Source organism: Geodermatophilus sp. SYSU D00710 (genome assembly GCF_054050195.1).
The window spans coordinates 1-24826 of sequence record NZ_JBJGYX010000059.1 but is presented as its reverse complement, the minus strand read 5'-3'; the positions used below and the strand labels follow the sequence as shown (position 1 = coordinate 24826).

Genomic DNA, 24826 nt, shown 5'->3' with positions numbered 1-24826 from the left:
TCAGCCGGCCGTCTCCCGGGCGAGGTCGGCGGCACCGACCAGCCCGGACTGCGCGCCGAGCGCGGCGGCGACCACCCGCGGCGCGGGCCGGAACCCGCGGCCGGGCAGCACCCGCTCGAGGCGGTCGCGGGCCGGCCGCAGCACCATCTCCCCCAGCACGCTGACCCCGCCGCCGATGACCACGACGTCCGGGTCGAGGACCGCGGCGAGGTCGGCGATGCCCTGGCCGAGCCACTCGCCGACGTCGGTGACCAGCGCCAGCGCCACCGGGTCGCCGTCGGCCGCGGCCCGGGCGACGTCCTCGCCGGTCAGCCGGGACGCGTCGCCGCCGACCCGGTCGAGCAGCCGCGCGGCCGCCGCCGGGGACCGGGTGGCCACCTCGCGGGCGGTGGTGGCCAGGGCGCTGCCGCTGGCGTACTGCTCCCAGCAGCCGCGGTTGCCGCAGGCGCACAGCCGCCCGTCCGGGACGACGCGCACGTGGCCCCACTCGCCGGCCACCCCGTGCGCCCCGCGCTGCAGCCGGCCCCCGGCCACGATCCCCCCGCCGATGCCGGTGCCGAGGGTGACGCACAGCGCCAGGTCGGCCCCCTGGGCAGCGCCGAACCGGTACTCGGCCCAGGCGGCGGCGTCGGCGTCGTTGCCCACCCACACCGGCCGCTGCAGGCGGGCGGCGAGGTCGCGGCGCAGCGAGGTGTGCCGCCATGCCAGGTGGGGGCTGAACAGGACGACGTCGCCGGTGCGGTCGAACCAGCCGGCCGCCCCGACGCCGACGGCCGCGAGCTCCTCCCCGTGCCGGGCGGCGAGCTCCTCGACCACCGCGGCGATCGCGGCCTCGGTCTCGGCCACCGACGCGCTCGGCGTGGACCGGCGGGCGGTCGCCAGCACGGTGCCGTCCGCGGCGACGACGCCGCCGGCGACCTTGGTGCCGCCGACGTCGACGCCCAGGGCGGGCAGCGCGGCCGTGCCGGTGCCGGGTGTCACTCAGCCGATCTCGATGTGCTGGACCGGCGGCGTCGCCGGCTCCCGCGACGGCGCGGACCGCGGCGGTGCGGCGTCCTCCGGCTGTGTCGCGGGCTCCGGGTCGGGCGCCTCGGCCGCCGCGGCGGCGAACGCCCGCAGCGCGGCGGCGGCGCTGGTCAGCGCGTCGGCCAGGGCCTCGCTCACCTCGGGCCGCCGCGCGACCGCGGCCAGCTGGCACACCGGGCACCACCGGCAGTCCCCGTCCGCGACGTGCCCGGCGCCGAGCGTGTCGGCACCCGCCCGCCCCAGGCCGTCGAGCCCGATCCCGGCCACCAGCCGCCGGGCCTGCTCGACCCAGTCGGTCCCGTCGCTCACCACGTCACCCCTCGTCCCCCGTCGTGTGTCCGCCGGTGTCGCCGCTGTCGCCGTCGCCGTCCCTGCCCGCCTCCCCGCCCGTGTCCGCCGCGACCGACGCCAGCAGGTCGGGCGGCCACTGCCCCGGGTCCGGGGTGAAGCCGACCTCCAGCCGCGCACCGGCCGTCCCGGGCCCGGCGAGGCTGCCCGCGGTCACCACGCACCGGCGCAGCAGGGCGTCCAGGCGCAGCGACCGGCGGGTCCCGGCGGCGCTGACAACCAGGTCGTCCTCCCAGCGGGTCAGCGTCACGTCCGCACGCTCGGCGAAGGGCAGCGGCAGCGCCAGCCGCCAGCCGCCGTCGACCCGCTCGGGGGCGGGCGGCGCGGCCGCCGGCCCGCCCGCGGGGTCGGGGAGGTCCGGAAGCAGCGCGGCCAGCGCGTCGGCGCCGGCGGGTGCCTGCGCGGACTCGGCGACCACCTCCAGCGGTGCGACCCCGCCCAGGTCGCGCAGCGCCGCCTGCTGCTCGGCCGCCCGGGCGGCCCACCAGCCGCCGGCGCCCGCCGGCGGGTCCGGCAGCACGCGGGCGAGCACGCCCACCGGGCGCTGCCCGTGCACGGCCAGCGCGGTCGCGGCCCGGCGCAGCGCGGCGGCGGCGCCCGGCCGCGGCGCCGCGACCAGCCGCACGGCGGTCGCGGCGGGATCGGCCAGGGGGAGGCGGTCGAGCAGGTCCTCGAGCACGGGGACGGCGGCGAGGGCGACGTCCGCGGCACCCCGCCGCAGCGTGCCGGCGCGGACGGCGGCGGTCCGCACGGCGCCGAGCATCCGCAGCCGGGGAGGCAGCGCCTGCTCCAGCCACCAGCGCAGCGCGCCCGGGAGCGCGACCAGCGCGGTCGCCGACTCCAGCGGGCCGGCGTCGAGGACCACCAGGTCGGTGTCCTCCCCGGCGCGGCCGAGGGCGGCGAGCAGGGCGACCTCCCCGGCGCCGGGCAGCGGCCCCACCGAGGTGGCCGGCGGCAGGCCGAGCTCGGGGACGACGTCCGCGAGCTGCCCGCCCCAGTCGGCCCACAGCCGCTCGAGCCCGGCCCGCGGGTCGGCCCGCACCACCTCGACGCCGTCCTGGCCGGCGACCCCGGCCGGCGGCTCCTGGCCGGTCACCAGCCGCACGCGCCGCCCGGCCCGCGCGGCGCGGACCGCGGCGGCCGCCGCGAGCGTGGTGGTGCCGGTGCCGCCGGGGCCGGTGAAGAGCAGGATGCGCACGACGGGCTCAGCCCTCGACGCGCTTCTTGAGCTCCTTGAGCGCGGTGTCGAGGATGACCTTCTCCGCACGTCGCTTGAGCATCCCGATCATGGGCACCGCCATGTCGACGGTGAGCCGGTAGGTGACCTCGGTGCCGCCGTCGGTCCGGGTCAGCGTGTAGGAGCCGTCCTGGCGCTTCATGATCTTGCTCTGGACGAGGCTCCAGGAGACCTGCCGGTCGGCGTCCCAGGTGTAGTCCAGGACGTACTCGTCGGTGAGGACGGTGGCGTCGATGACGAAGCGCACGCGGCGGGCGCGGCCGTCGGGCCCGGTCTCGAGCACCTCGACGGTGCGGGCCGCCTTCACCCACTGCGGATAGGCCTCGAAGTCGGCGATCACCGCCATGACGTCGGCCGCGGGCGCCGCGACGACGATCGACTGGGTGGACTGCTCGGCCATGGGCTGAGGCTAGCCGTTGCGGTTCCACCCGCCGGGTGGACCGCCCGGGCACGGCTACTCCCGGGTAGGTCCAGCCGGTAGATTCGGCGGGACGTGTCCCGCCGCGGGACCGCGGGCACCGGCGCCCCCGGCCGAGCGGGGAGGAAGGACCGAGCGTGCGCGAGTACAGCGTCCCGGCGACGACCGAGGTGAGCCCCGACGCGGCCCTCACCGACATGCTGACGGAGAACGTCGAGAAGCACGGCGACGACGTCGGCCTGCGAGTACAGCGGAACGGCCGGTGGGAGGACGTCACCTGGCGCGAGTTCGGCGAGCAGGTCGCCGGCGTCGCCAAGGGCCTCGTCGCCGCGGGCGTGCAGCCCGGCGACCGGGTGGCCCTGCAGGCCAAGACCCGCTACGAGTGGCCGCTGCTCGACTTCGCCATCTGGACCGCGGGGGCGGTGACCGTCCCGGTCTACGAGACCTCCAGCCCCGATCAGGTGGCCTGGATCCTGGCCGACTCCGGCGCGGTCGCGGCGATCGTCGAGCGGGCCGAGCACGCCGCCGCCGTCGACTCGGTCCGCGAGCAGGCCCCCGACCTCGGCCCGCTCTACGTCATCGAGGACGACGCCGTCGCCACCCTCACCGCGGCGGGCGCCGGCGTCCCCGACAGCGAGCTCGCCGCCCGCCGCGCGACGGTGAACGCCGACAGCCTGGCCACCCTCATCTACACCTCGGGCACCACCGGCCGGCCCAAGGGCTGCGAGCTCACCCACGGCAACTTCCTGTTCGAGATCGACAACGGGATCACCCTGCTCCAGCGGTTCCTGGGCAAGGACGGCTCGGTGCTGCTGTTCATCCCGCTCGCGCACGTGCTCGCCCGCGTCCTGCAGGTCGGCGCGGTCAAGACCCGCACGGTCACCGGTCACACGCCCGACGTGAAGAACCTGCTCGAGGACCTCGGCGCCTTCCGGCCCTCGTTCGTCCTCGCCGTCCCGCGGGTGTTCGAGAAGGTCTACAACTCCGCGAAGGCCAAGGCGGAGGCCGACGGCAAGGGCAGGATCTTCGACCGCGCGGCGAAGGTCGCGATCGACTGGTCGCGCGCCCAGGAGACCGGCGGCGCCGGCCTCGGGCTGCGGATCCAGCACGCGCTGTTCGACCGGCTGGTCTACGGCAAGCTGCGCGCCGCCCTCGGCGGCCGGTGCCAGGGCGCCATCTCCGGCGGCGCGCCGCTCGGTGAGCGCCTGGGCCACTTCTTCCGCGGCATCGGCGTCACCGTCTACGAGGGCTACGGCCTGACCGAGACCACCGCGGCCGCGTCGGTCAACCACGACGACGCGCTGCGCATCGGCACCGTGGGCCGCCCGCTGCCGGGCGTGTCCTTCCGCATCGCCGACGACGGCGAGATCCTCATCCGCGGCGGCGTGGTCATGCGCGGCTACTGGCGCAACGAGCAGGCCACCGCCGAGGCGATCGACGCCGAGGGCTGGTTCCACACCGGCGACATCGGCGAGATCGACGCCGACGGGTTCCTCCGCATCACCGGGCGCAAGAAGGAGATCCTGGTGACCGCCGGCGGCAAGAACGTCGCCCCGGCCGTCCTCGAGGACCGGCTGCGCGCGCACCGGCTGGTCAGCCAGTGCATCGTCGTCGGCGACCAGCGACCCTTCATCGCCGCGCTGGTCACCCTCGACGCGGAGGCCCTGCCGCTGTGGCTGGAGTCCAAGGGCAAGCCGGCCGACACCCCGATCGACCGACTGGTCGACGACCCCGACATCAGGGCCGAGCTCGACGCCGCGGTCGCGGACGCCAACAAGGCCGTGTCCCAGGCCGAGGCGATCAAGAAGTACCGCGTGCTCGCCACCGACTTCACCGAGGACAACGGGATGCTCACCCCGAGCCTGAAGCTCAAGCGCTCGGTGGTCATCAAGGAGTTCGACGCCGACGTCGAGGCGCTCTACGCGCGCTGACAAGGGACCCCCTCGCCCCCCACCACTCGCAAGCTCGCGGCGGGCCCCTGCAAGGGGGCCGCCGCGGGCCTCAGGGTTCCAGCAGGCGAGTGAAGTCGGCAGCGATCGTCGCCCAGGACCAGCGCTGCTCCACCCACGCCCGCCCCGCCGTGCCCATCGCCCGGGCCCGGACGGGGTCGTCGAGGAGGCGGGAGACGGCGGCGGCCACCGCCTCCGGCGAGCGCGGGTCGCCGACGACGGTGCCGGTCTCGCCCTCGCGCACCGTCTCGGGTGCCCCGCCGGAGGTGCCCGCGACCACCGGCAGCCCGCACGCGGCGGCCTCCAGGTAGACCATGCCCAGCCCCTCCACGTCGAGGCCGCCGCGGCGGGTGCGGCAGGGCATGGCGAACACGTCGCCGGCGGCGTAGTGCTCCGGCAGCTGCGCGGGCGGCACCGGGCCGGTGGACACCACCGACGCCCCCAGCCCGCGTGCGGCGACCGCCCGCCGCAGCCGGGCCTCGTCGGGTCCCCCGCCGACCAGCAGCAGCCGGGCGCCGGGATGGCGCTCCAGCACCCGCGGCCACGCCGCCACCAGCACGTCCTGGCCCTTGCGGCGGACCAGCCGGGACACGCACACGACCACCGGGGACTCCCCCAGCCCGTGCCGGCGGCGCACCGCGGTCCCGTCGGCGGCCGGGGTGAACCGGTCGACGTCGACGCCGGGCGAGAGCTGCGCGAGCCGCGTGCGCCCGTCCAGCACCGGCTCGAGGCGGCTGCGGGTGTAGCCGCTGATGCAGGTCAGCACGTCCAGCCCGGCGGCGATCCGCTGCATCACCTGCCGGGCGCCGGGCAGCGCCACCCAGCCCGTCTCGTGCCCGTGCGTGGCTCCCACCAGGTGCCGCACGCCGGCCGCCCGCAGGCCGGGCGCGAGCAGGCCCAGCGGTGCCGCCGCGCCGAAGAAGGCGGTGTCGCAGCCGTGCTCGGCGGCCAGGCCGGCAGCGGCGCGCGCGGTGGCGGGGGTCGGCAGCAGCATCGCGGTCGGCCGGCGGACCACGGGGTAGGGCAGCTGCGCGTCGTACGCCTCCCAGCCCGGGGACCGGGACGCCAGCACGACCAGCGAGTCGGGCGGGCGGCGCTCGAGCAGGGCTGCCACGAAGGTCTGGATGCCGCCCTGCCGCGGCGGGAAGTCGTTGGTGACGACGAGCGTGCGGCTCACCGGTCGCCCAGCCGCAGCCAGTCCTGGGCCATCGCCACCCGCTCGGCCGGGGTCGGGTGCGAGCCGAAGAACCACTGCCACGGCACCGGCGGGCTCGGGTCGGAGACGTTGTTCTCCGACAGCCGCCGCTGCACCGCGGCGAACGCCTGCGCGTCGCCGGTGAGGTCGAGGGCGTACAGGTCCGCGCGCGCCTCCACCTGGCGCGACACCAGGTTCTGCACCGGCGTGGCGACCAGCGAGCCCACGGCCGTCAGCAGCAGCACCAGCGGGACCACGCGCGGGTCACCCGCGGAGTCCGCGCCCGCGCGGCGCAGCAGCGCCGGCCGGGACAGCAGCCACCCCAGCAGTGCCACCGCCGCGGCCGCGCCGAGGGCGCCCAGCAGCGTGCCGGTCAGGACGTCGTCGGCGGCGACGTGCCCGAGCTCGTGGGCGACGATCGACTCGATCTCGTCGTCGGGGACGTCGGCGAGCAGGGTGTCGTAGACGACGACGCGGCGGGTGGACCCGAACCCGGACACGTAGGCGTTCAGCCGCGTCGTCCGGCGCGAGGCGTCGGCGACCAGGACGTCCTCGACCGGGTTGCCGCTCTCCTCGGCGAGCTGGAGCAGGTCGGTGCGCAGCTGTCCGGCCGGCAGCGGCTCGAAGCGGTTGAACGCCGGCTCGATGACCACCGGGTAGAGGAACGAGCCGGCCACCACCAGGCCCGCCGCGCCGACCGCGGCCCACGCCCACCAGGTGCGCGGCGCCCGGCGGGCCAGCCACACCAGGGCGAGCAGGGTGAGCGCGGTCAGGCCGGCGTCGATGGCGGTGGAGACCGCCACGTCGCGCAGCCACAGCCCCCAGGACCGGGTCGACAGGCCGTAGCGGTGCCGCACGACCTCGCCGTAGGCCGACAGCGGCAGCGTGACCAGCCGGCCGGCGACCACCAGCGCGACCGTGCCGAGGAGCACCGTGAGCGGCCAGCGCCCACCCACGGGACGGCCGGCGGCGGTGACCAGCCGGCTGCCCAGGCGGGTGAGGCCGAGCAGTGCCGAGACGGCGAGGCCGAGCAGCAGGCCCGCCAGCGAGGCGGGGCGGACCGCGGCGGCGAAGGCCTCGGCCCGGCGCACCACCTCGGCGGGCAGCCCGGCGTCGGCGCTCAGCGGCGTCGCGCCGCCGGGCGGGGTGGGCAGCACCGTCCAGGGCGTCCGGGCGGCGACGACGACCACGAACGCCGCACCGAGCACGAGCGCGACCAGCAGGGCGGCGCGGGAGGCGGTCCGGTTCACCCGCCCGCCCAGCTCACGCGGCCGATCCTAGGCGGACCGGCCCGCCCGGCCGCCGCGGTCCCCGGACCCGGCACCGGGCACGACGAGGGCCGGTGACCCGTGCGGGTCACCGGCCCTGGCGACGTGCTGGAACGGCCACCCCCCAGGGGCCCGCCGCGAGCGTCCGAGCGGCGGGGGCGGAGGGGTCCTTCCGTCAGGCGATGCGGCGCATGGCGGTGATGCCGCTCATCGAGTCGACGGACACCACCTTGACCGGCACGCCGGAGGTCGAGGCGTGCACCATCTGGCCGTTGCCGATGTACATGGAGACGTGGCTGACCGGGCTGTAGTAGAAGATCAGGTCGCCCGGCTGCAGCTCCGACCGCGAGACGGCGGTGCCCATCTGCGACTGCATCCGGCTGGAGTGCGGCAGGCTGATCCCGGCCGCCGCGTAGGCGTACTGGGTCAGGCCCGAGCAGTCGAAGGCGTTCGGCCCGCCGGCGCCCCACACGTAGGGGTCGCCCACCTGCGCCAGCGCCGTCTGCACCGCCACCTGCGCGGCGCCGCTGCCCCCACCCGCGGGGGCCGCCGGAGCCGGGGCGGCCGCCGCCGGAGCCGCCGCGGCCGGAGCCGCCGCCGCGGGAGCCGCAGCCGCCGGGGCGGCCGCCGCGGGAGCCGCAGCCGCCGGGGCGGCCGCCGCGGGAGCAGCCGCTGCGGCCGCCGCCTCGGCCGCGGCGTCGGCGGCGGCCTCGGCCTCGGCGGCGAGCGCCTGCTGCCGCGCGGCCTCGGTCAGCGCCTCGAACTGGGCCTCGTAGTCGGCGATGTCGGCCTCGAGCCGCTCCTCCTGGGCGTCGAGCTCCTCGAGCGTGGCCTCCGCGTCGGCCCGGGCGGCGTCGGCCTCGCGCTGCGCCTCCTCCGCCGCGGTGGCGGCCTCGCCGACCTGCGCGAGCACGTCGGTGGTGTGGCCGGAGATGTGGTCGAGGGTGGCCAGCGAGCTGACGAACTCGTCGGCCGAGTCGCTGGTCATCAGCAGGTCCAGCTGGGCGAAGGTGTCGTTGCTGCTGGTCCAGGCGCTGCGGGCGACCTGACGGATCTGCCCGTCGAGGTCCTGCAGCCGGGAGCGGGCGTCGCCGAGGGCCCGCTCGGCGGCCTCGGCGGCGGCCTGCTGGCGGGAGAGGACCTCGCGGGCCTCGTTGACCTGCTCGCTGACCGCCTCGAGCCGGCGGCCGGCGTCGGCGGCGAGCTCGGCGGCCTGCTCGGGGGTGGTGGCCCGCTCGGGGTCGGCGACCGCGGTGCCGGGCACGAGGGCCACGGTCAGGGCGGCGGCGGTGCCGACCAGCGCGACCCGGCCGAGGAGCCGGCGCGGTGAGCGGCGGTGCGGGCCGGCGACGCGGGCGGTCGCGGGTGCGGAGGAGGTGGACTGTGCGCAGGCATGCCCCGGGCAGGGGCGGGGGGTCGCCACGGGCGGCGGCTCTCCGTTCTTCCTCAGCAACCGCCTACCGAGTTAGCTGACGGGTTCGGGCTGGGAAGACGTGCCCTATCAGGCGTGCGCCGGCGGGCCGGTGCACGCGAGAACTCACCCCAGTGCTGCGGTGGGTCCCCGGCTCACCTCGCGCGCACCCGCAGGCGGCGTCCGGTGACTCGGCGGTGACCGGCCGAGGTCACCTCGCGTCAGGTGACGACCACCCGGCCGGACGCGGTCACAGTACGGACGTGATGAGGTTGTGACAAACGGGACCCCTGCTGACTGTGAGAACACGCACAGTGAGCAGTAGCGCCACTCCGGTGTGTACCCGTTCGGTCGTCGACCTGCGCCTCAGCCGGTGCGGCGCCGTCCGCCGGGACGCTCCCCGCCCGCCGGGCGGTGACGCAGCGGAGGCACCAGGCCGACCTCCGCCAGCGCCCGCACGGCGCGCCGCTCGACGTCGTCGAACTCCACCACCACGCCCGGCGGCGGGGGGACCGCGTCCCCGGCGGCCGGCCCGGTCGCCCGCGCGGCCGGGACCGGCGGCACCGGCAGCAGCACGGGCCCGGTGCCCCTCTCCGCCGGCGGCGCACCCAGCAGGACGGTGACGACGCAGTCGGCGCAGCCGGTGCCGCGCACGGTGCAGGTGTCGCAGTCGATGAGCATGGCCGTGTCCCCCCTCCGGTGCCCCGGGCCGCCCGGGTGCCGGGCCGCGGTCGGGACGGGTCTCCCTGTCGGTTGCTCCGCACGCTAGGGACGGCCACCGACAGTCCCGGCTCAGCTGCCCGCGAACTCCCAGTGCCAGGGCTCCTCGCGGCCGTTGCCCGGGTCCGCCCAGGTGGGGTGCAGCCAGCCGAAGCGGCCGGCGTTGGCCACCATCCAGGCGTACTGCGGGGTGCCGAAGGTCTCGATGCCGCCGCACAGGTCGACCGCCAGCCCCCAGCCGTGGTTGCTCGTCCCCGGGACCGCGGCCAGGGACGGTTTCTCGCCGTAGAGCCGGACCTGGCCGGCGTAGGTGCGGTAGGAGTCGGTGATGCAGACCGGCCGGCCGAACTCCGCCTCGAACGCCGCGCTCATCGCCCGGTAGGCCGCGGCGGCGTCGCAGCGCAGCGCGTGCCCGCCCACGCCGAGGGGGCACAGCGCGCTGGGCGGGATGAGGCCGTTGGGGTACCCGCCCCAGGCGCGGGTCCCGTCGAAGCTGGGCGGGTACACGGTGTTGCCGCACTCCACCCGCAGCGCACCGCCCGAGGACCCCGGCGCGGCCACCTCGGGGCGGGTGCCCAGGGCCGGCCGGCCCACGTGCAGCACCTGGTCGGCGGGCAGCCGGCGGACGACGACCGCGCCGGCCCGCCCGTCGGCGGCCAGCATCGTCTCCCGGTCCAGCGCGATGCCGACGTGGCCGAGCCCCGACTCGGGCGTCCCGAGGAACACCAGGTCGCCGGGCAGCACGTCGGCCGGGTCGACCGGCACCGTGACGGCGTACAGCCCGGCCTGGTCGGCGGGCAGGTCGACGCCCGCGGCGCCGTAGACCGTGGAGACCAGCGAACCGCAGTCCCAGGAGTCCGGGCCGGCCGTCCCCGGCGCGTAGGGCTGCCCCAGCGTGTCCATCGCCTCGCTGACGGCGGCCACCGTCTCGGCGGGCAGCACCAGCAGCGACGTCGGCTCGCGCGGGAACTGGGCGGCGCCCCGCTGGGCGCCCCCCACGGCGTCCCCGACCGGGACCAGCCCGGCCGGCAGGCCGGCCGCGGGGTCGGCCAGGGCCGAGGCCGGCGGGGACACGACACCGGCCGCCGCGAGCTGGTCGAGGTGGGCGCGCCAGTTGGCCGCCGTCTGCCGGTTGACGTCGAGCTGCTCCTGCTGGAGGTCGGCCAGCTGCCGGTCGACGTCGCTCAGCGCGGCGTCGAGCTCGTCGGTGACCGCCGCCGCGGCGGCCTCCAGGTCGGCGACCTGGGCCGCCAGCAGGTCGGCCCGCTGCTGCGCCTCGGCCAGCGCCGCGTCCGCGGCGGCCTGCTCGGCCAGCGCGGCCCGGCGCTGCTCCTCGGCCGCGGTCACGACCGCGCCGGTGTGGTCGTCGACGGCGTCCAGGTAGCCGATCGCGGCGGCGGCGTCCCCGGGGTCCCCGCCGGAGAGCAGGACGCTCAGCGGGGACAGCGTGCCGCCGTCCCGGTAGGCCGCCGAGGCGTAGCGCGCGACGACGTCCTGCAGGCGCGCGAGCTCCGCCTCCGCCTCGGCCAGCCCGGCGGAGGCGGCGTCGACGTCGGCCTGCGCGGCGGCCAGCGCCTGCTGCGCGGCCGCGACCTCGGCCTGACGCTGCTGCAGGTCGGCCTGGACCTCGGCGGCCCGCTCCTGCAGCCGGTCGAGGGCCTCGCTGTCGAGGACCCCGCTGGTGCCGCCGGGCTGGTCGCTGGGCGCGGCGGCGGCGGGTCCGGCCGGCACCAGCGCCACCAGCACCGCCGCGGCCGTGACCAGGAACGCCGCGCGACGCCGCGGGCGCGACGCGGGGTCCAGGCGCACCGGACCACCCCCCGTGACCACCGGACCGTGCGGTCCGCCGGGGGATCGTCGTCCGCGCCGCCGTCGTCCCGCAAGCGCTCCGCGCGCCGCTCCTCCGTCCGGGTCCCCGCGCCTGGCGCGTCGCGGCGGCGCGTCGTCGACGACGGGCGCCGGCGGACCCGCCTCCCCGGGACTGTCCGACCCCCGGCCTACCGTCCCGCCGTGCTCTTCCCCGCCGACGGCGCCGGGTCCCGGTCGCCGCGACACGCACACGCACCCGCCCACGGCGACCGCCCGCTCCCCCTCGTGCGGCCGGCCCCCCACGAGCCGGTCCCCGCCGTCCAGACGACCATCGACGAGCTCGGGACCCCGCTGGCCGGCGTCACGTTCGTCGTCGTCGACCTGGAGACCACCGGCGGGTCGCCGAAGGACAGCGCGATCACCGAGATCGGCGCGGTCAAGGTGCGCGGCGGCGAGGTGCTCGGGGAGTTCCAGACGCTGGTCGACCCCGGCTGCGAGGTGCCGCCCTACATCAGCGTCCTCACCGGCATCACGACGGCGATGGTGGCCACCGCCCCGCGCATCGAGGCGGTGCTGCCGGCCTTCCTCGAGTTCGCCCGCGGCGCCGTGCTGGTGGCGCACAACGCCCCCTTCGACCTGGGCTTCCTCAAGGCCGCCTGCCAGCAGACCGGCACGGCGTGGCCCGCGGCCGTCTCGGTCGACACCGCCGTCCTCGCCCGCCGGCTGCTCTCCCGCGACGAGGTGCCCAACTGCAAGCTGGCCACCCTCGCGCCGTACTTCTCCGCCGCGACCACCCCGTGCCACCGCGCGCTCGACGACGCCCGGGCCACCGTCGACGTGCTGCACGGGCTGTTCGAGCGGCTCGGCCCGCTCGGCGTCACGTCGCTGGAGGAGCTCACCGGCCTGACCCGCCAGGTCGACCCGGAACGGCGCCGCAAGCGCCACCTCGCCGACTCGGTCCCCTCCGGCCCCGGCGTCTACGTCTTCCGCGGCCCGCGCGACGAGCCGCTCTACGTCGGCACCAGCAACGACCTGCGCACCCGGGTGCGCAGCTACTTCACCTCCGGCGAGCAGCGCAGCCGGATGACCGAGATGGTCGCGCTGGCCCAGCGGGTCGACGCCGTGCCGTGCGCGCACGACCTCGAGGCCGCCGTCCGCGAGCTGCGGCTGATCGCCGAGCACAAACCGCGCTACAACCGGCGCTCGCGCTTCCCCGAGCGGGCGCTGTGGCTGCGGCTGACCGAGGAGCCCTTCCCGCGGCTGTCGGCGGTCCGCCGGGTGCGCCCCGGGGCCGGCGTCTTCCTCGGGCCCTTCGCCGACCGCCGGGCCGCGGACATGGCGATGGCGGCCATCCACGAGTCGCTGCCGCTGCGGCAGTGCACCGCCCGCCTCTCCCCCCGCGTGCACACCACGGCCTGCGCGCTGTCCGGCATGGGCCGCTGCGGCGCCCCGTGCACCGGCGCCCAGTCGGTCGAGGAGTACGCGCTCGTCGCCGACGTGCTGCGCGGCGCGGTGGCCGGCGACCCGCGCGCCCTGGTGGAGCCGCTGCTCGACCGCGTCGACCGGCTCGCCGCCGAGGAGCGCTACGAGGACGCCGCCGTGCTGCGCGACCGGATCGCGGTCCTGGTGCGCGCCGTCCGCCGGCGCCAACGGCTGGAGACGCTGGCCGCCGTCGCGGAGTTCGTGCTCGCCCGGCCCGACGGCGACGGCGGCTGGTACCTGACGGTGGTGCGCCGCGGCCGGCTGGTGTCGGCCGGCTGCGCCCCGCGCGGGACCTCGGTGCGCGACGCGCTGGCCGGCCTGCGGGCCACCGCGGAGACGGTGCCGGGCGCCCATGGTGAGCTCGCGGCCTCGGTCGACGAGACGGAGCTGGTGCTGCGCTGGATGGAGAAGCCGGGCACCCGGCTGGTCGAGGTCGACGGCACCCTGGCCTGCGCGGCGCCGGGCACCGGGGGCTTCAGCGGCTTCCTCGCACGGGTGGAGGCCGGCCGGGCGGTGCGCGACCCGTTCGCCGACGGCCGGCAGCTGGGCACCCGGGCCCGCCCCGAGCGCGTCGTCGCAGTCGCGTCGGCCCCCGGCGGCCCGGGATGACGTGCCGGAACGGCCCTCCTGCAGGGACCCGCGCCGAGCGGAGCGAGGCGTGGGGGGCAGGAGGGTCCTTCAACTAGCATCCCCGGCGTGATCACCGCCATCGTGATGGTCGACGCCGCCACCGACGCGATCCCCGAGGTCGCGGCCGCGATCGCCGACCTCGACGGCGTCAGCGAGGTGTACTCGACCGCCGGGGAGGTCGACCTCGTCGCGATCGTGCGGGTCCGCGAGTTCGACCAGGTCGCCGAGGTCATCGCCGGGCGCATCAACAAGGTGCCGGGGGTCCTCGAGACCGAGACCCACATCGCGTTCCGCGCCTACTCGCGGCACGACCTGGAGGCGGCGTTCTCCGTGGGCCTCGAGGGCGGCGCCTGAGGAAGGAGCACCCTCCTCCCCACGCCTCGCTCCGCTCGGCACGGGCCCCGGGAGGGCGGCCGTTGCAGCACCTCGCGACGGGAGCTCACCCCCCGGCAGCCTCGCGGCTGACCGCGATCCAGCGCTCGAGCAGCGCGGCGGCGCGACCGTCGTCGACCGCGGCCGCGGCCCGCTCCACACCACCCGCGAGCGCGGCGGTCAGCTCGCCGCCGCGCTCGTCGAAGGCGGTCAGTGCCGCGGCGGCGTTGAGCAGGACGGCGTCGCGCACCGGGCCCGTCTCACCGTCGAGCACCCGCCGGAAGACCTCGGCGTTGTGTCCCGGGTCCCCGCCGCGCAGCGCGTCGGGACCGGCGGGGGCGATGCCCAGCTCGGCCGGGTCGACCGCACCGGCGGTCACCGCGCCGTCGCGCGCCACCCACACCCGCGACGTCGTCGCGGTGGTCAGCTCGTCGAGGCCGTCGTCGCCGCGGAAGACCAGCGCCCGGCCGCCGCGGCCGGCCACCACCGCGGCCAGCACCGGCGCCATCCGGACGTCGGCGCAGCCGATCGCCGCGGCCACCGGCCGGGCGGGGTTGGTCAGCGGGCCGAGGAAGTTGAACACCGTGCCGATGCCCATCTCGCGCCGCGGCGCCGCGGTGTGCCGGTAGCCGGGGTGGAAGACCGGCGCGAAGAAGAAGCCGATCCCCGCCTCCCGCACGCAGCGGGCCACCGCCTCGGCGGACAGGTCGATGACCACGCCCAGCGCCTCGAGCACGTCGGCGGCACCGGACGACGACGAGGCGGCCCGGTTGCCGTGCTTGGCCACCGGCACCCCGGCGGCCGCGGTGACGACGGCGGCCATCGTGGAGATGTTGACGGTGTGCGCGCCGTCGCCGCCGGTGCCCACGACGTCGACGGTCGCCAGCGGCAGGTCGACGGGCGTGGCCCGTTCGAGCATGGTCGTGGCCAGCCCCGCCACCTCGGCCGGCGCCTCGCCCTTGGCCCGCAGCGCCACCGCGAACCCGGCGATCTGCGCGGGCGTCGCCTCGCCGCTCATGACCTCGCGCATCGCCCACGCCGTGTCGTCGGCGGTGAGGTCGGTGCCCGCGAGCAGGCGCGTCAGCAGGCCGGGCCACGTGGGTCCGGCGGCGGGGCGCACGGTCACCGGCGGGCGGGACGGCGCTGCGGTCCGCGGGCGGCGTGCTCGCGCAGCAGCCCGGCCACGACCTGCGGGGCGGTGAGCGGGTCGACCGGCAGGGCCAGCGTGGCGTCGGCCTGGGACCAGTGGGCCAGCCAGCGGTCGGGCTGGCGGGCGATGAGGACGCAGATCGCCGGGCGGTCGGCGACCTCGACGACCAGCTGCCGCGACAGCGACAGCCCGCCGGTCGGCTGCGCCTCCCCGTCGAGCAGGACGAGGTCCACGCCGCCGCCGTCGACGGTGGCGACGACGTCCTCGCCGGTCGCGCACTCGATCCAGGTCAGCGGTCCGACGTCGGGTGCCGGGCGCCGGCCGACGGCGGTCCGGACGGCCTCGCGGACCTCGGGCCGGGAGCTGTAGACGAGGACGGTGGCCGGCGCGTCGATCACGCCCGTCAGCCTAGTGCCCGCGCCCCGCCGACCCGGGCGGCGCGACGCCCGTCCGGGGGACGGTCTCGGCCTGGTCACGGCGCAGGCACGCCGTGCCACCCACGGTCGGTGCGTGTCGCCGGGCGATGCCATGATGGGCGTCGTGACAACGGCCCCCGTGGCGAGCAGCACCTTCGACACCTCGCGGGTGCACTCCCTGACCCGACCGAACATGGTCAGCGTCGGCACGATCATCTGGCTCTCCAGCGAGCTGATGTTCTTCGCCGGGCTGTTCGCCATGTACTTCACCGCGCGCGCCCGCGCGACCGAGGGCTGGCCTCCGGAACCGACCGAGCTGAACCTCCCGTACGCGCTGTTCTTCACGCTGATCCTGGTGGCCTCCTCGGTCACCTGCCAGATCGGCGTCTTCGCGGCGGAGAGCGGCAACGTCTACGGCCTGCGCCGGTGGTTCACGATCACCTTCGTCATGGGCCTGGTCTTCGTCCTGGCCCAGTTCAACGAGTACCGGGTGCTGGTGACCGAGCACGGGACGTCGATCTCGAGCTCGACCTACGGCTCGGTCTTCTACCTGACGACCGGCTTCCACGCGCTGCACGTCATCGGCGGCCTGGTCGCGTTCGTGTACGTGCTCATCCGGTCCACCATGGGCCGGTTCACGCCGGCACAGGCGACCTCGGCCATCGTGGTCTCCTACTACTGGCACTTCGTCGACGTCGTGTGGGTCGGGCTCTTCGCCACGATCTACCTGATCCGCTAGGGAACCGGTGTCCACCACGAACCCGCAGTCCGACACCCAGCCCGGGGAGGGCGCGCGCCGGTCCCGCTGGTCGCGCCGTCCGGCCGAGGGCAGCCCGGCCGCCGCGGCCCGCGCCCGCCGCCGCTCCAAGCAGAAGCGCCGGCTGGCCAACGTCGCCACCCTGATGGCCGGCCTGGTGCTCACCGGCGCCCTGTACTCCACCCTCGCCCCCGGCGCCTCCGCCGCGCCCGAGGGCAGCGAGTCCAGCGCCGAGGCCGCCGGCCGCGAGCTGTACGAGCGCAGCTGCATCAGCTGCCACGGCGAGAACCTCGAGGGCGTGCCCAACCGCGGCCCGTCGCTGATCGGCGTCGGCGAGGCGGCCGTCTACTTCCAGGTCCACACCGGCCGCATGCCGCTGGTGCGCCAGGACGCGCAGGCCCCCGACAAGCCGGCGATCTTCTCCGACGAGGAGATCGACCAGCTCATGGCCTACGTCCAGGCCAACGGCGGCGGTCCCACGCTGCCCTCCGGCGACCTGCGCGACGGCGACCTGGCCGCCGGCGGCGAGCTGTTCCGGCTCAACTGCGCGTCCTGCCACAACTTCGTCGGCGAGGGCGGCGCACTCTCCTCGGGCAAGTACGCCCCCAGCCTCGAGGACTCCAACGACCTCGAGATCTACACGGCGATGCTGTCCGGTCCGGAGAACATGCCGGTCTTCGGGGACAACCAGCTCACCTCCGAGGACAAGCGCGCGATCATCAACTACATCCAGACGATCACCGACATGCCCGACCCGGGCGGCGCCGGCATCGGCCGCATCGGGCCGGTCAGCGAGGGCGTCGTCATCTGGGTCGTCGGCATCTCGGTGCTGCTGTTCGGGATCTTCTGGATGGGGAGCAAGGCGTGACCACGCACGACACCCGCCCCGGTAGCACCGGCGGCGCGGACACCCCCGGCCCGCTCCACGGCGGCCCGGACGACGACTGGACCCCCGAGCAGCTCGCCGCGCTCCCCCGCGAGGAGCTCGACCGGCTCGGGGCGCGCTACGACGGCGTCGAGGTCCTGCACGTCGAGCCCGGCCCCGCGCCCGGCTCGGCGGTGGAGAAGCGCGCGGTCCGCCAGGTCGGGCTCACCTTCGCCCTGGCCGGCCTGTCCGCCTTCGGCTTCTGCGTCGTCTACGCCGGCGCCGGCTGGTTCCTGCCCGACTGGCAGTGGGAGCTGGGCGGCACCACCTTCAGCACGCTCTACACCCCGCTGCTGGGCCTACTGATGGGCCTGGCGTTCACCTTCTTCGGCGTCGGCCTGGTGCTCTACACGAAGAAGCTGCTGCCGCACGAGACCGCGGTGCAGGACAAGCACGACGGGTCGCACTTCGACCGGGTGACCACCGGGGCCACGCTGGTCGGCGGCCTGCACAACTCCGGCCTGGCGCGGCGCAAGCTGATCACCCGCTCGCTGGTGTTCATGGGCGGTGGCCTGGGGCTGATGCTCCTGGCGCCGCTCGGCGGGCTGATCAAGAACCCCAACCGCGGCAACCCGCTGGGCACCACCGAGTGGGCCGAGGGCGTCCGGCTGGTCCGCGACGACGGCACCCCGATCCGCCCCGGCGACCAGGTGCCCGGCTCGCTGGAGACCGTGTTCCCGGCCGTCCCCGGCGGCAACCGGCTCTCCGACGCGGCCACCATGCTCATCCGGCTGCGCCCCTCGCAGCAGGCGGAGGCGGTGCCGCGGGCGGGGCAGGAGGACTTCGGCTACGGCGACTACGTCGCCTACTCCAAGATCTGCACGCACGCCGGCTGCCCGGTGTCGCTGTACGAGCAGGAGACCAGCCGCATCCTCTGCCCCTGCCACCAGTCGCAGTTCGACGTCACGCAGGGCGCGAAGCCCGTGTTCGGGCCCGCCACGCGCTCCCTGCCGCAGCTGCCGATCACGGTCGACGACGAGGGCTTCTTCGTCGCGCGCAGCGACTACATTGAGGCCGTGGGTCCCACTTACTGGAACCGGGAGCGCATCTGATGGCTCGCACCGCCACCGCCCCCGGAGCGCCCAAGACGCTCGCGGGCCGGGCCGCTCTCGAGGTCGACGACCGGCTCATCGTGGCCGGTCCGCTCCGCCGGACGCTGAACAAGGTCTTCCCCGACCACTGGTCGTTCCTGCTCGGGGAGATCGCGCTCTACTCGTTCATCATCCTGCTGCTCACCGGCACGTACCTGACGTTCTTCTTCCAGGCCTCGATGACCGAGGTCACCTACGACGGCTCGTACGCGCCGCTGCGCGGGGTCGAGATGTCGATCGCCTACGCCTCGACGCTCGACATCTCCTTCGACGTCCGCGGTGGCCTGCTCATGCGGCAGATCCACCACTGGGCCGCGCTGCTGTTCATGGCGGCGATCGTCTGCCACATGCTGCGGATCTTCTTCACCGGCGCCTTCCGCCGGCCGCGTGAGACCAACTGGCTCATCGGTGTCGCGCTGCTGATCCTCGGCATCTTCGAGGGCTTCGCCGGCTACTCGATGCCCGACGACCTGCTCTCGGGCACCGGCCTGCGGATCATGTCGGCGATCATCCTGTCGATCCCGGTCATCGGCACCTGGGCCCACTGGGCGGTCTTCGGCGGTGACTACGTCGGCGACCTGATCGTCGGGCGGCTCTACATCGCCCACGTGCTCCTCATCCCGGCGATCATCCTGGCGCTGATCGCGCTGCACCTGCTGATCCTGGTCAAGCAGAAGCACACCCAGTTCCCCGGCCCCGGCCGCACGGAGCACAACGTCGTCGGCAACCGCCTCTTCCCGACCTTCGCCGGGAAGGCCACCGGGCTGCTGCTCGTCGTCTTCGGCGTCTGCGCCGCGCTCGGTGGCCTGGTGCAGATCAACCCGGTGTGGCTGTGGGGCCCGTACAACCCCGCGCAGGTGTCGGCCGCGTCGCAACCCGACTGGTACGTCATGTTCCTCGACGGGTCGACGCGTCTGTTCCCGGCGTGGGACATCTACCTGCCGGGCAACTACAACATCCCGGCGCTGTTCTGGCCGACGGTGGTGCTCCCCGGCATCATCTTCACGCTCCTGCTGGCCTACCCCGTGCTCGAGCGGAAGCTGACCGGCGACACCGCGTCGCACCACCTGCTGCAGCGCCCGCGCGACGTCCCCGTGCGGACCTCGCTCGGCATGATGGCGATCGCCTTCTACGTGGTGCTGCTGCTCTCGGGCGCCAACGACGTCATCGCCGACAAGTTCGACATCAGCCTCAACGCGATGACGTGGATCGGCCGCATCGGCCTGATCATCCTGCCGCCGATCGCCTACGTGATCACCTACCGGATCTGCCTGGGTCTCCAGCAGCACGACCGCGAGGTGCTCGAGCACGGCATCGAGACCGGTGTCATCCGCCGGCTGCCGCACGGTGAGTTCATCGAGGTGCACCAGCCGCTCGGCCCGGTCGACGAGCACGGCCACGGCCAGCTCGCCTACGGTGGCGCCCCGGTGCCGAAGAAGATGAACCAGGTCGGTGGCGCCCGCCGGGCGATCCGCGGGTTCTTCTCCCCCATCGAGGAGCCCACGGCGGTCGAGCTCGAGCAGCGCGGCGAGGAGCGGGGCCTGGCCTCGGCCGACCCGCACCGCGAGCTGACCACCAGCGGCCGTCCCACCGAAGGTGGCCGCCCGTCCGAGGGCGGTCGTCCGTCGGAGGGTGGTCGTCCCTCCGAGGGTGGCCGGCCGCAGGAGCCGCGCGACTAGCGAGGCCCCCAGCACACACAGGGCCCCGGTGGAACTCCACCGGGGCCCTGTTGCGTTCCCGCCCGGGCGTCGCCACACCAGCGGTGCCGTGGTGGCCGGCCGCGATGGGCCCCTCCGCCAGCGGACGCGTGGCCGGCGGTCGTCGGCACGTGCGGGACACGAGGTCGCGGGCTCCCGCCTCCGGGCCTCAGCGTCCGTGAGGGCGGTCGAACACGGGGCTCCGGGTACACGGCACCCATCGGACGCCGGCCCCCGCGTGCCGCTGAGCACGGCAGCCGAGGGTGAACGCGAGCCCGTCTCCGGCCTCACCCACCTCTGCCGGCGTTCTCGGCCCGTTGCCTGCGCTACAGGACCCGCCATGGCCGGACAACGCCGGCAGAGGCAGCCTGCGCCGTCCGCCCCGGTCACGGTGGCAGCGGTCAGGGTCGCTGCATCCGGCACCGCGGAGCGCGGGACGACTCCCGGACACGCACGAGGGCCCTCCCCCGCGGTGCGGGAGAGGGCCCTCGGGAGGCGTGACGTCAGCTGGACTGCGCGTTCTGCCCCACGTAGTACTCGAACAGCAGGCCGCCGATGGTGATCAGCAGGGCGACCACGCCGATCGCCATCAGCCAGTAGTACCAGAACGCCATGGCCAGGCCCGTGACCGCGGCACTGCACGCGATGGCGAAGGGCCAGTAGCTGGCCGGGCTGAAGAAGCCCAGCTCACCGGCGCCCTCGGCGATGTCGGCGTCCTTCCGGTCCTCGGGCCGGGCGTCGATGCGCCGGGAGATGAACCAGAAGAACCCCCCGATCAGGCCGGTGAGACCGCCGGACAGGATCAGCGCGGTCGTGCCGATCGGCTCGCGCGCCCAGAAGCCGTACACGGCCGCCGTGACGATGCAGAAGACCGCGATGAGGTTGAAGATGAGCGCCTCGACCTTCACGGTCGTCCTCCCTGCGCAGCGTCGGTGCGGTGGTCGTTGCCGCCGGTCACGTCAGTCGACCGCCTGCTGGTAGTACCCGTCGCCCACGCGGAACGGGCGGGTCGTGGTGGCCTCGCCGTCCTGGCCGATGCTCTCCAGGGCCTCGCGGGTGGTCTGGCCGTCCTCCCGGGCGGCCAGGTAGGCCTCGTAGTCCTCGGCGCTGACCACGCGGACCTCGAAGTTCATGTAGGCGTGGTAGGTCCCGCACAGCTCGGCGCAGCGGCCGACGTAGGAGCCCTCCTCGTTGGCGCGCACCTCGAAGACGTTGTCGCGACCGTTCTCGTTGCCCGGGATCACGTCGAGCTTGAAGAGGAACTCCGGCACCCAGAACGAGTGGATGACGTCGGCGGAGGCCACCTCGAAGCGGACGTCCTGGTCGACCGGCATGACCAGGATCGGGATCTCGTCGGTGGAGCCGACGGTGTTCACCGGCTCACCGTCGTCACCGGTGGTCTCGGGGTAGACGAACTGCCAGTTCCACTTGAAGGCGTTGACGGCGATCGTCGTGTCCGGGTCGTCGCTGCGCTCCTGGACGTCGTTCTGCACCGAGACGGTGAAGAAGAACAGGACCGCGATGATGACGAACGGGACGATCGAGTACACGATCTCCAGCGGCAGGTTGTAGGCCGTCTGCCGCGGCAGCTCGTCGCTCCGCTTCCGGTGGAAGATCACCGACCAGATGATCAGTCCCCACACCAGGAAGCCGACGATGAGCGCGGCGATCACCGACCCTGTCCACAGCTCGCGGATCTGGGTGGCTTCCTCCGTGACGCCCTCGGGGAAACCGAACCGCCAGAACTCGTTGTTGAGGCTGCACCCGGTGAGGGTGAGCACCCCCAGGAGACCGAGCGCGGCGACCCGCGCGAGCCTGCTGCGTCGAGCCACTGCCCGCTGCCTCCTCGTCCTCCGCCCGCGTGCCGGACGGCTCTGCCGGCGCGACCTCGGGTGGGCGCCCCACCACGGCCTTCGCGCCTGACGTCAGTCTGAGCCGAGACTAGCCGACCGCGCGAGGCGGCCGGTGACCGGAGACCGGAGACCGGCGGGTCGCCCGGGGCGGCCGGGACGGCGGTGACCAGACCCACTCCCGCCGGGCCGTCCAGGTCCCGGTCGGGCCGCCGGAGGGCCCGTCCGGGCGGTTAGAGTCGGGAGCGTGTGGACGCGGCTGCTGACCCCGAGGTGGGTGCTGCTGCACCTGCTGGTCGCCGCGCTGTTCGTGGCCACCTTCTTCCTCGGCTTCTGGCAGCTGGGCAAGGCCGAGAACGGCGGCGGTGCGGTCAACTGGAGCTACGCGCTGCAGTGGCCGCTGTACGGCTTCATGGGCCTGTGGTTCTACGTGCGCATGGTGCGCGAGGAGCTGCGCCGCGACCCCGATGAGGACGAGCCGGGCAGCGCCGTCGTCCTGTACCAGCGGCCGCGGATCGACACCAGCGGCGACCCGGAGCTGGCCGCCTACAACGCCTACCTGGCCGAGCTCAACGAGCGCGCGCTGGGTCAACGGGGTCCCGGTGGCCGCTGAGCGCACGGCGCCGTCGCCCCGGCTCCCCCGGGCCCTGGCCCGCCGGGTAGGCAAGGACGTCCCCGCCGCCCTGACGCGGTACCGGGTGATGGCCTGGATCGTCGGCGTGCTGCTCGCCGTGCTGTTCCTCGTGGCGGTCCCGCTCAAGTACGGCGCGGGCCTCGACGGGCCGGTCGCGGTGATCGGCACCGCCCACGGCTGGCTCTATGCCATCTTCTTCCTGACCGCCTGCGACCTGGCACTGCGCGCCCGGTGGACCCTCCGCGGCACCGTCCTGGTGCTGGTCGCCGGCACCGTCCCGATCCTGTCCTTCGTCGCCGAGCGCATCGCCACCCGCAAGACCCGCGCCGGCGAGCGCCTCTGACCCCGTCCCGGCACCCGCCGGACACGATCTCCCGGGAGACCTGCGCCCATGTGCGGCCTGCTGGCCTACCTGTCCACCGACGCCCCCCGGGTCTCCGGGACCCACGTCGACGACGTCCGCGAGGCGCTGCACTGCCTGCACCACCGCGGCCCCGACGACACCGCCGTGTGGTCCGACGAGAACGTCGTCCTGGGCTTCAACCGGCTGTCGATCATCGACGTCGAGGGCAGCCCGCAGCCGCTGCCCTACGCCGGTGACCGCTACCGGATCCTGTTCAACGGCGAGATCTACAACTACGTCGAGCTGCGCGAGGAACTGCAGGCGGCCGGCGCCCCGCTGGCCACGCACGGCGACACCGAGACGATCGTGGCGGGCTACCACCTGTGGGGCCAGGACGTCGTCCGGCGGCTGCGCGGGATGTTCTCCTTCGTCATCTGGGACACCCACACCCGCACCGCGTTCGGCGCCCGCGACCCGTTCGGCATCAAGCCGCTGTTCACCGCTCGCCTCGCCGACGGCGGCCTGGTCTTCAGCTCGGAGAAGAAGGCGCTGCTGCAGCTGCTGGGCGGCAGTGCGGCCGCGGGCGGCGTCGACCCGGCGTCGCTGCAGCACTACCTGACCCTGCAGTACGTGCCCGAGCCCGCGACCCTGCACCGCGGCATCCGGCGGATCGAGAGCGGCACCAGCTTCACCGTCGTCGACGGCGAGCTGTCCACCAGCCGCTACTTCCACCCGGCCTGGAAGCCGCAGCCGGTGCCCGCCGGCCGGGAGCAGGAGCTCTACGACCGCATCGCCGCCGTGCTCGACGAGTCGGTGGCCAAGCACATGCGCGCCGACGTCACCGTCGGCTCGTTCCTGTCCAGCGGCATCGACTCCACTGCGATCGCCGCGCTGGCACACCGCTACAACCCCGACCTGATGACCTTCACCGTCGGCTTCCGCCGGCAGGCGCAGTCGGAGATCGAGATCGCCGCGGAGTCCGCGTCGATCCTCGGCGTCAAACACGTGCCGGTGGAGGTCACCGCCGAGGAGTTCGCGGCGGCCATCCCCGAGGTGGTCTGGTACCTCGACGACCCGGTCGCCGACCCCGCGCTCGTGCCGCTGTACTTCGTCGCCCGCGAGGCCCGCAAGCACGTCAAGGTGGTGCTCTCCGGGGAGGGCGCCGACGAGCTGTTCGGCGGCTACACGATCTACCGCGAGCCGATCAGCCTGGCCTGGGCGTCGGGGCTGCCGGCGGCCGGCCGCCGGGCGATGGCCCGGATCGCCGACCTGCTGCCCGAGGGCGTCCGCGGGCAGGACCTGCTCCGCCGGGCGTCGACCCCGCTGGAGCAGCGGTACTACGGCAACGCCCGCAACATGCGCGACGACGAACTGGCCGCGCTGCTGCCCGGCCGCGACCCCGACCTGTCGCACGTCGCGGTCACCGAGGACCTGTACCGGCGCACCCGCGAGGCCGGCTACGACGACGTGACGGCGATGCAGTACGTCGACCTGTTCACCTGGCTGCGCGGCGACATCCTGGTCAAGGCCGACAAGATGACCATGGCCAACTCGCTCGAGCTGCGGGTGCCCTTCCTCGACCCCGAGGTGTTCGCGATCGCGAGCTCCCTGCCGGTCGAGCAGCGGGTGCCGCGCCGAGGGGACGCCACCAAGTACGCGCTGCGCCAGGCGATGCGACAGATCGTCCCGCCGCGGATCATGAACCGGCGCAAGCTCGGCTTTCCCGTCCCGACCGCGGAGTTCCTCGCCGGCCCGCTGCACGAGTGGGCCCGCGACGTCGTGGTCTCGAGCCAGACCCAGCAGTGGCTCGACCGCGACGTCGTCCTCGGCCTGCTCGACCGGCTGCGCGCCGAGGAGGTGCCGAGCAAGCGGATCGCGCGTCAGCTCTGGTCGGTGCTGGTCTTCATGGTGTGGCACGGGATCTTCGTCGAGGACCGGATCGTCGTCGACGTCCCCGAGACCGTCTACCCGGTCAAGCTCTAGGAAGCAGAACGGGGGGGGGGGGGGGGGGGGGGGGGGGGGGGGGGGGGGGGGGGGGGGGGGGGGGGGGGGCCGCGCGGGGCGCGGGGGGGGGGGGGGGGGGGGGGGGGGGGGGGGG

The 24826-nt window shown here is 75.2% G+C and carries 23 protein-coding genes and 1 riboswitch; of the genes, 10 read left to right on the top strand and 13 right to left on the bottom strand.

What is annotated here, in order from left to right:
- Genes ACI78U_RS20535 through ACI78U_RS20520 form a run of 4 tightly spaced genes read right to left on the bottom strand, consistent with a single transcriptional unit; the run spans position 1 to position 3011 of the window.
- Positions 1 to 981, bottom strand: coding sequence for an ROK family glucokinase (locus tag ACI78U_RS20535; protein WP_456877244.1), 981 nt, complete (start codon positions 979 to 981; stop codon positions 1 to 3).
- Positions 982 to 1335 (bottom strand): hypothetical protein, encoded by a 354-nt coding sequence (locus ACI78U_RS20530; protein WP_456877243.1) that lies wholly within the window; start codon positions 1333 to 1335, stop codon positions 982 to 984.
- Between the two features lie 4 nt (positions 1336 to 1339).
- A complete protein-coding gene (locus ACI78U_RS20525; RefSeq protein WP_456877242.1) occupies positions 1340 to 2572 on the bottom strand; it encodes an ion transporter in 1233 nt (410 codons plus the stop codon).
- Between the two features lie 7 nt (positions 2573 to 2579).
- The gene (locus ACI78U_RS20520; protein ID WP_456877241.1) at positions 2580 to 3011 is read right to left on the bottom strand and encodes an SRPBCC family protein; all 432 of its coding nucleotides are present in this window, start codon (positions 3009 to 3011) and stop codon (positions 2580 to 2582) included.
- A 215-nt stretch (positions 3012 to 3226) separates the two neighbouring features.
- On the opposite strand from ACI78U_RS20520, the gene ACI78U_RS20515 reads away from it, so the two are divergent.
- Positions 3227 to 4960, top strand: a complete 1734-nt coding sequence (locus tag ACI78U_RS20515; protein WP_456877253.1) for an AMP-dependent synthetase/ligase — start codon at positions 3227 to 3229, stop codon at positions 4958 to 4960.
- Between the two features lie 70 nt (positions 4961 to 5030).
- On the opposite strand, the gene ACI78U_RS20510 is transcribed toward ACI78U_RS20515, so the two are convergent.
- The 5 genes from ACI78U_RS20510 to ACI78U_RS20490 all read right to left on the bottom strand — a co-directional run bounded on the left by ACI78U_RS20510 (position 5031) and on the right by ACI78U_RS20490 (position 11381).
- The gene (locus ACI78U_RS20510; protein WP_456877240.1) at positions 5031 to 6155 is read right to left on the bottom strand and encodes a glycosyltransferase family 4 protein; all 1125 of its coding nucleotides are present in this window, start codon (positions 6153 to 6155) and stop codon (positions 5031 to 5033) included.
- Positions 6152 to 7423, bottom strand: coding sequence for a M48 family metallopeptidase (locus ACI78U_RS20505; protein ID WP_456877239.1), 1272 nt, complete (start codon positions 7421 to 7423; stop codon positions 6152 to 6154). Before ACI78U_RS20505 ends, ACI78U_RS20510 begins: the two co-directional genes overlap by 4 nt.
- A gap of 193 nt (positions 7424 to 7616) precedes the next feature.
- Positions 7617 to 8864: a C40 family peptidase gene (locus ACI78U_RS20500; RefSeq protein WP_456877238.1), complete on the bottom strand. Its 1248-nt coding sequence runs from the start codon at positions 8862 to 8864 to the stop codon at positions 7617 to 7619.
- Positions 8865 to 8880: 16 nt separating this feature from the next.
- Positions 8881 to 9059, bottom strand: a riboswitch (cyclic di-AMP (ydaO/yuaA leader).
- 159 nt (positions 9060 to 9218) lie between these two features.
- Entirely contained in the window at positions 9219 to 9533 is a 315-nt protein-coding gene (locus tag ACI78U_RS20495) for a hypothetical protein (RefSeq protein WP_456877237.1), read from the bottom strand.
- Between the two features lie 111 nt (positions 9534 to 9644).
- A complete protein-coding gene (locus tag ACI78U_RS20490; protein WP_456877236.1) occupies positions 9645 to 11381 on the bottom strand; it encodes an NlpC/P60 family protein in 1737 nt (578 codons plus the stop codon).
- 285 nt (positions 11382 to 11666) lie between these two features.
- On the opposite strand from ACI78U_RS20490, the gene ACI78U_RS20485 reads away from it, so the two are divergent.
- Together ACI78U_RS20485 and ACI78U_RS20480 are read left to right on the top strand one after the other, a co-directional pair.
- Positions 11667 to 13472, top strand: a complete 1806-nt coding sequence (locus ACI78U_RS20485; RefSeq protein WP_456877235.1) for a DEDD exonuclease domain-containing protein — start codon at positions 11667 to 11669, stop codon at positions 13470 to 13472.
- An 87-nt stretch (positions 13473 to 13559) separates the two neighbouring features.
- On the top strand, positions 13560 to 13847 hold the full coding sequence (locus ACI78U_RS20480) for an Lrp/AsnC family transcriptional regulator (protein ID WP_456877234.1): 288 nt from the start codon (positions 13560 to 13562) through the stop codon (positions 13845 to 13847).
- 85 nt (positions 13848 to 13932) lie between these two features.
- Here the strand turns inward: ACI78U_RS20480 and trpD are convergent, their stop codons facing one another.
- Both trpD and ACI78U_RS20470 read right to left on the bottom strand, forming a co-directional pair.
- Positions 13933 to 14991, bottom strand: a complete 1059-nt coding sequence (gene trpD / locus ACI78U_RS20475; RefSeq protein ID WP_456877233.1) for an anthranilate phosphoribosyltransferase — start codon at positions 14989 to 14991, stop codon at positions 13933 to 13935.
- On the bottom strand, positions 14988 to 15413 hold the full coding sequence (locus ACI78U_RS20470) for a hypothetical protein (RefSeq protein ID WP_456877232.1): 426 nt from the start codon (positions 15411 to 15413) through the stop codon (positions 14988 to 14990). The genes trpD and ACI78U_RS20470 overlap by 4 nt, the downstream gene beginning before the upstream one ends.
- Positions 15414 to 15555: 142 nt before the next feature.
- On the opposite strand from ACI78U_RS20470, the gene ctaE reads away from it, so the two are divergent.
- From ctaE to qcrB, 4 genes are read left to right on the top strand one after another with little or no spacing between them, the layout of a single operon-like run.
- Positions 15556 to 16170 carry an aa3-type cytochrome oxidase subunit III gene (gene ctaE / locus ACI78U_RS20465; protein WP_281252194.1) on the top strand — a complete coding sequence of 205 codons (615 nt, stop codon included), beginning with the start codon at positions 15556 to 15558 and terminating at the stop codon, positions 16168 to 16170.
- Between the two features lie 7 nt (positions 16171 to 16177).
- Positions 16178 to 17056, top strand: coding sequence for a cytochrome bc1 complex diheme cytochrome c subunit (qcrC, locus tag ACI78U_RS20460; protein WP_456877231.1), 879 nt, complete (start codon positions 16178 to 16180; stop codon positions 17054 to 17056).
- Positions 17053 to 18165 (top strand): cytochrome bc1 complex Rieske iron-sulfur subunit, encoded by a 1113-nt coding sequence (gene qcrA / locus ACI78U_RS20455; protein WP_456877230.1) that lies wholly within the window; start codon positions 17053 to 17055, stop codon positions 18163 to 18165. Before qcrC ends, qcrA begins: the two co-directional genes overlap by 4 nt.
- On the top strand, positions 18165 to 19883 hold the full coding sequence (gene qcrB / locus ACI78U_RS20450; protein WP_456877229.1) for a cytochrome bc1 complex cytochrome b subunit: 1719 nt from the start codon (positions 18165 to 18167) through the stop codon (positions 19881 to 19883). Before qcrA ends, qcrB begins: the two co-directional genes overlap by 1 nt.
- Positions 19884 to 20404: 521 nt before the next feature.
- On the opposite strand, the gene ACI78U_RS20445 is transcribed toward qcrB, so the two are convergent.
- Together ACI78U_RS20445 and ctaC are read right to left on the bottom strand one after the other, a co-directional pair.
- Positions 20405 to 20809: a cytochrome c oxidase subunit 4 gene (locus ACI78U_RS20445; RefSeq protein ID WP_456877228.1), complete on the bottom strand. Its 405-nt coding sequence runs from the start codon at positions 20807 to 20809 to the stop codon at positions 20405 to 20407.
- Positions 20810 to 20860: 51 nt separating this feature from the next.
- The gene (gene ctaC, locus ACI78U_RS20440; protein ID WP_456877227.1) at positions 20861 to 21733 is read right to left on the bottom strand and encodes an aa3-type cytochrome oxidase subunit II; all 873 of its coding nucleotides are present in this window, start codon (positions 21731 to 21733) and stop codon (positions 20861 to 20863) included.
- 265 nt (positions 21734 to 21998) lie between these two features.
- Between ctaC and ACI78U_RS20435 the strand changes: the two genes are divergently transcribed.
- From ACI78U_RS20435 to asnB, 3 genes are read left to right on the top strand one after another with little or no spacing between them, the layout of a single operon-like run.
- Positions 21999 to 22364 (top strand): metalloprotease, encoded by a 366-nt coding sequence (locus ACI78U_RS20435; RefSeq protein WP_456877226.1) that lies wholly within the window; start codon positions 21999 to 22001, stop codon positions 22362 to 22364.
- Positions 22354 to 22728 carry a DUF3817 domain-containing protein gene (locus ACI78U_RS20430; protein ID WP_456877225.1) on the top strand — a complete coding sequence of 125 codons (375 nt, stop codon included), beginning with the start codon at positions 22354 to 22356 and terminating at the stop codon, positions 22726 to 22728. The genes ACI78U_RS20435 and ACI78U_RS20430 overlap by 11 nt, the downstream gene beginning before the upstream one ends.
- Before the next feature lie 48 nt (positions 22729 to 22776).
- Positions 22777 to 24711, top strand: a complete 1935-nt coding sequence (asnB, locus tag ACI78U_RS20425) for an asparagine synthase (glutamine-hydrolyzing) (RefSeq protein ID WP_456877224.1) — start codon at positions 22777 to 22779, stop codon at positions 24709 to 24711.
- Positions 24712 to 24826: the final 115 nt, after the last annotated feature.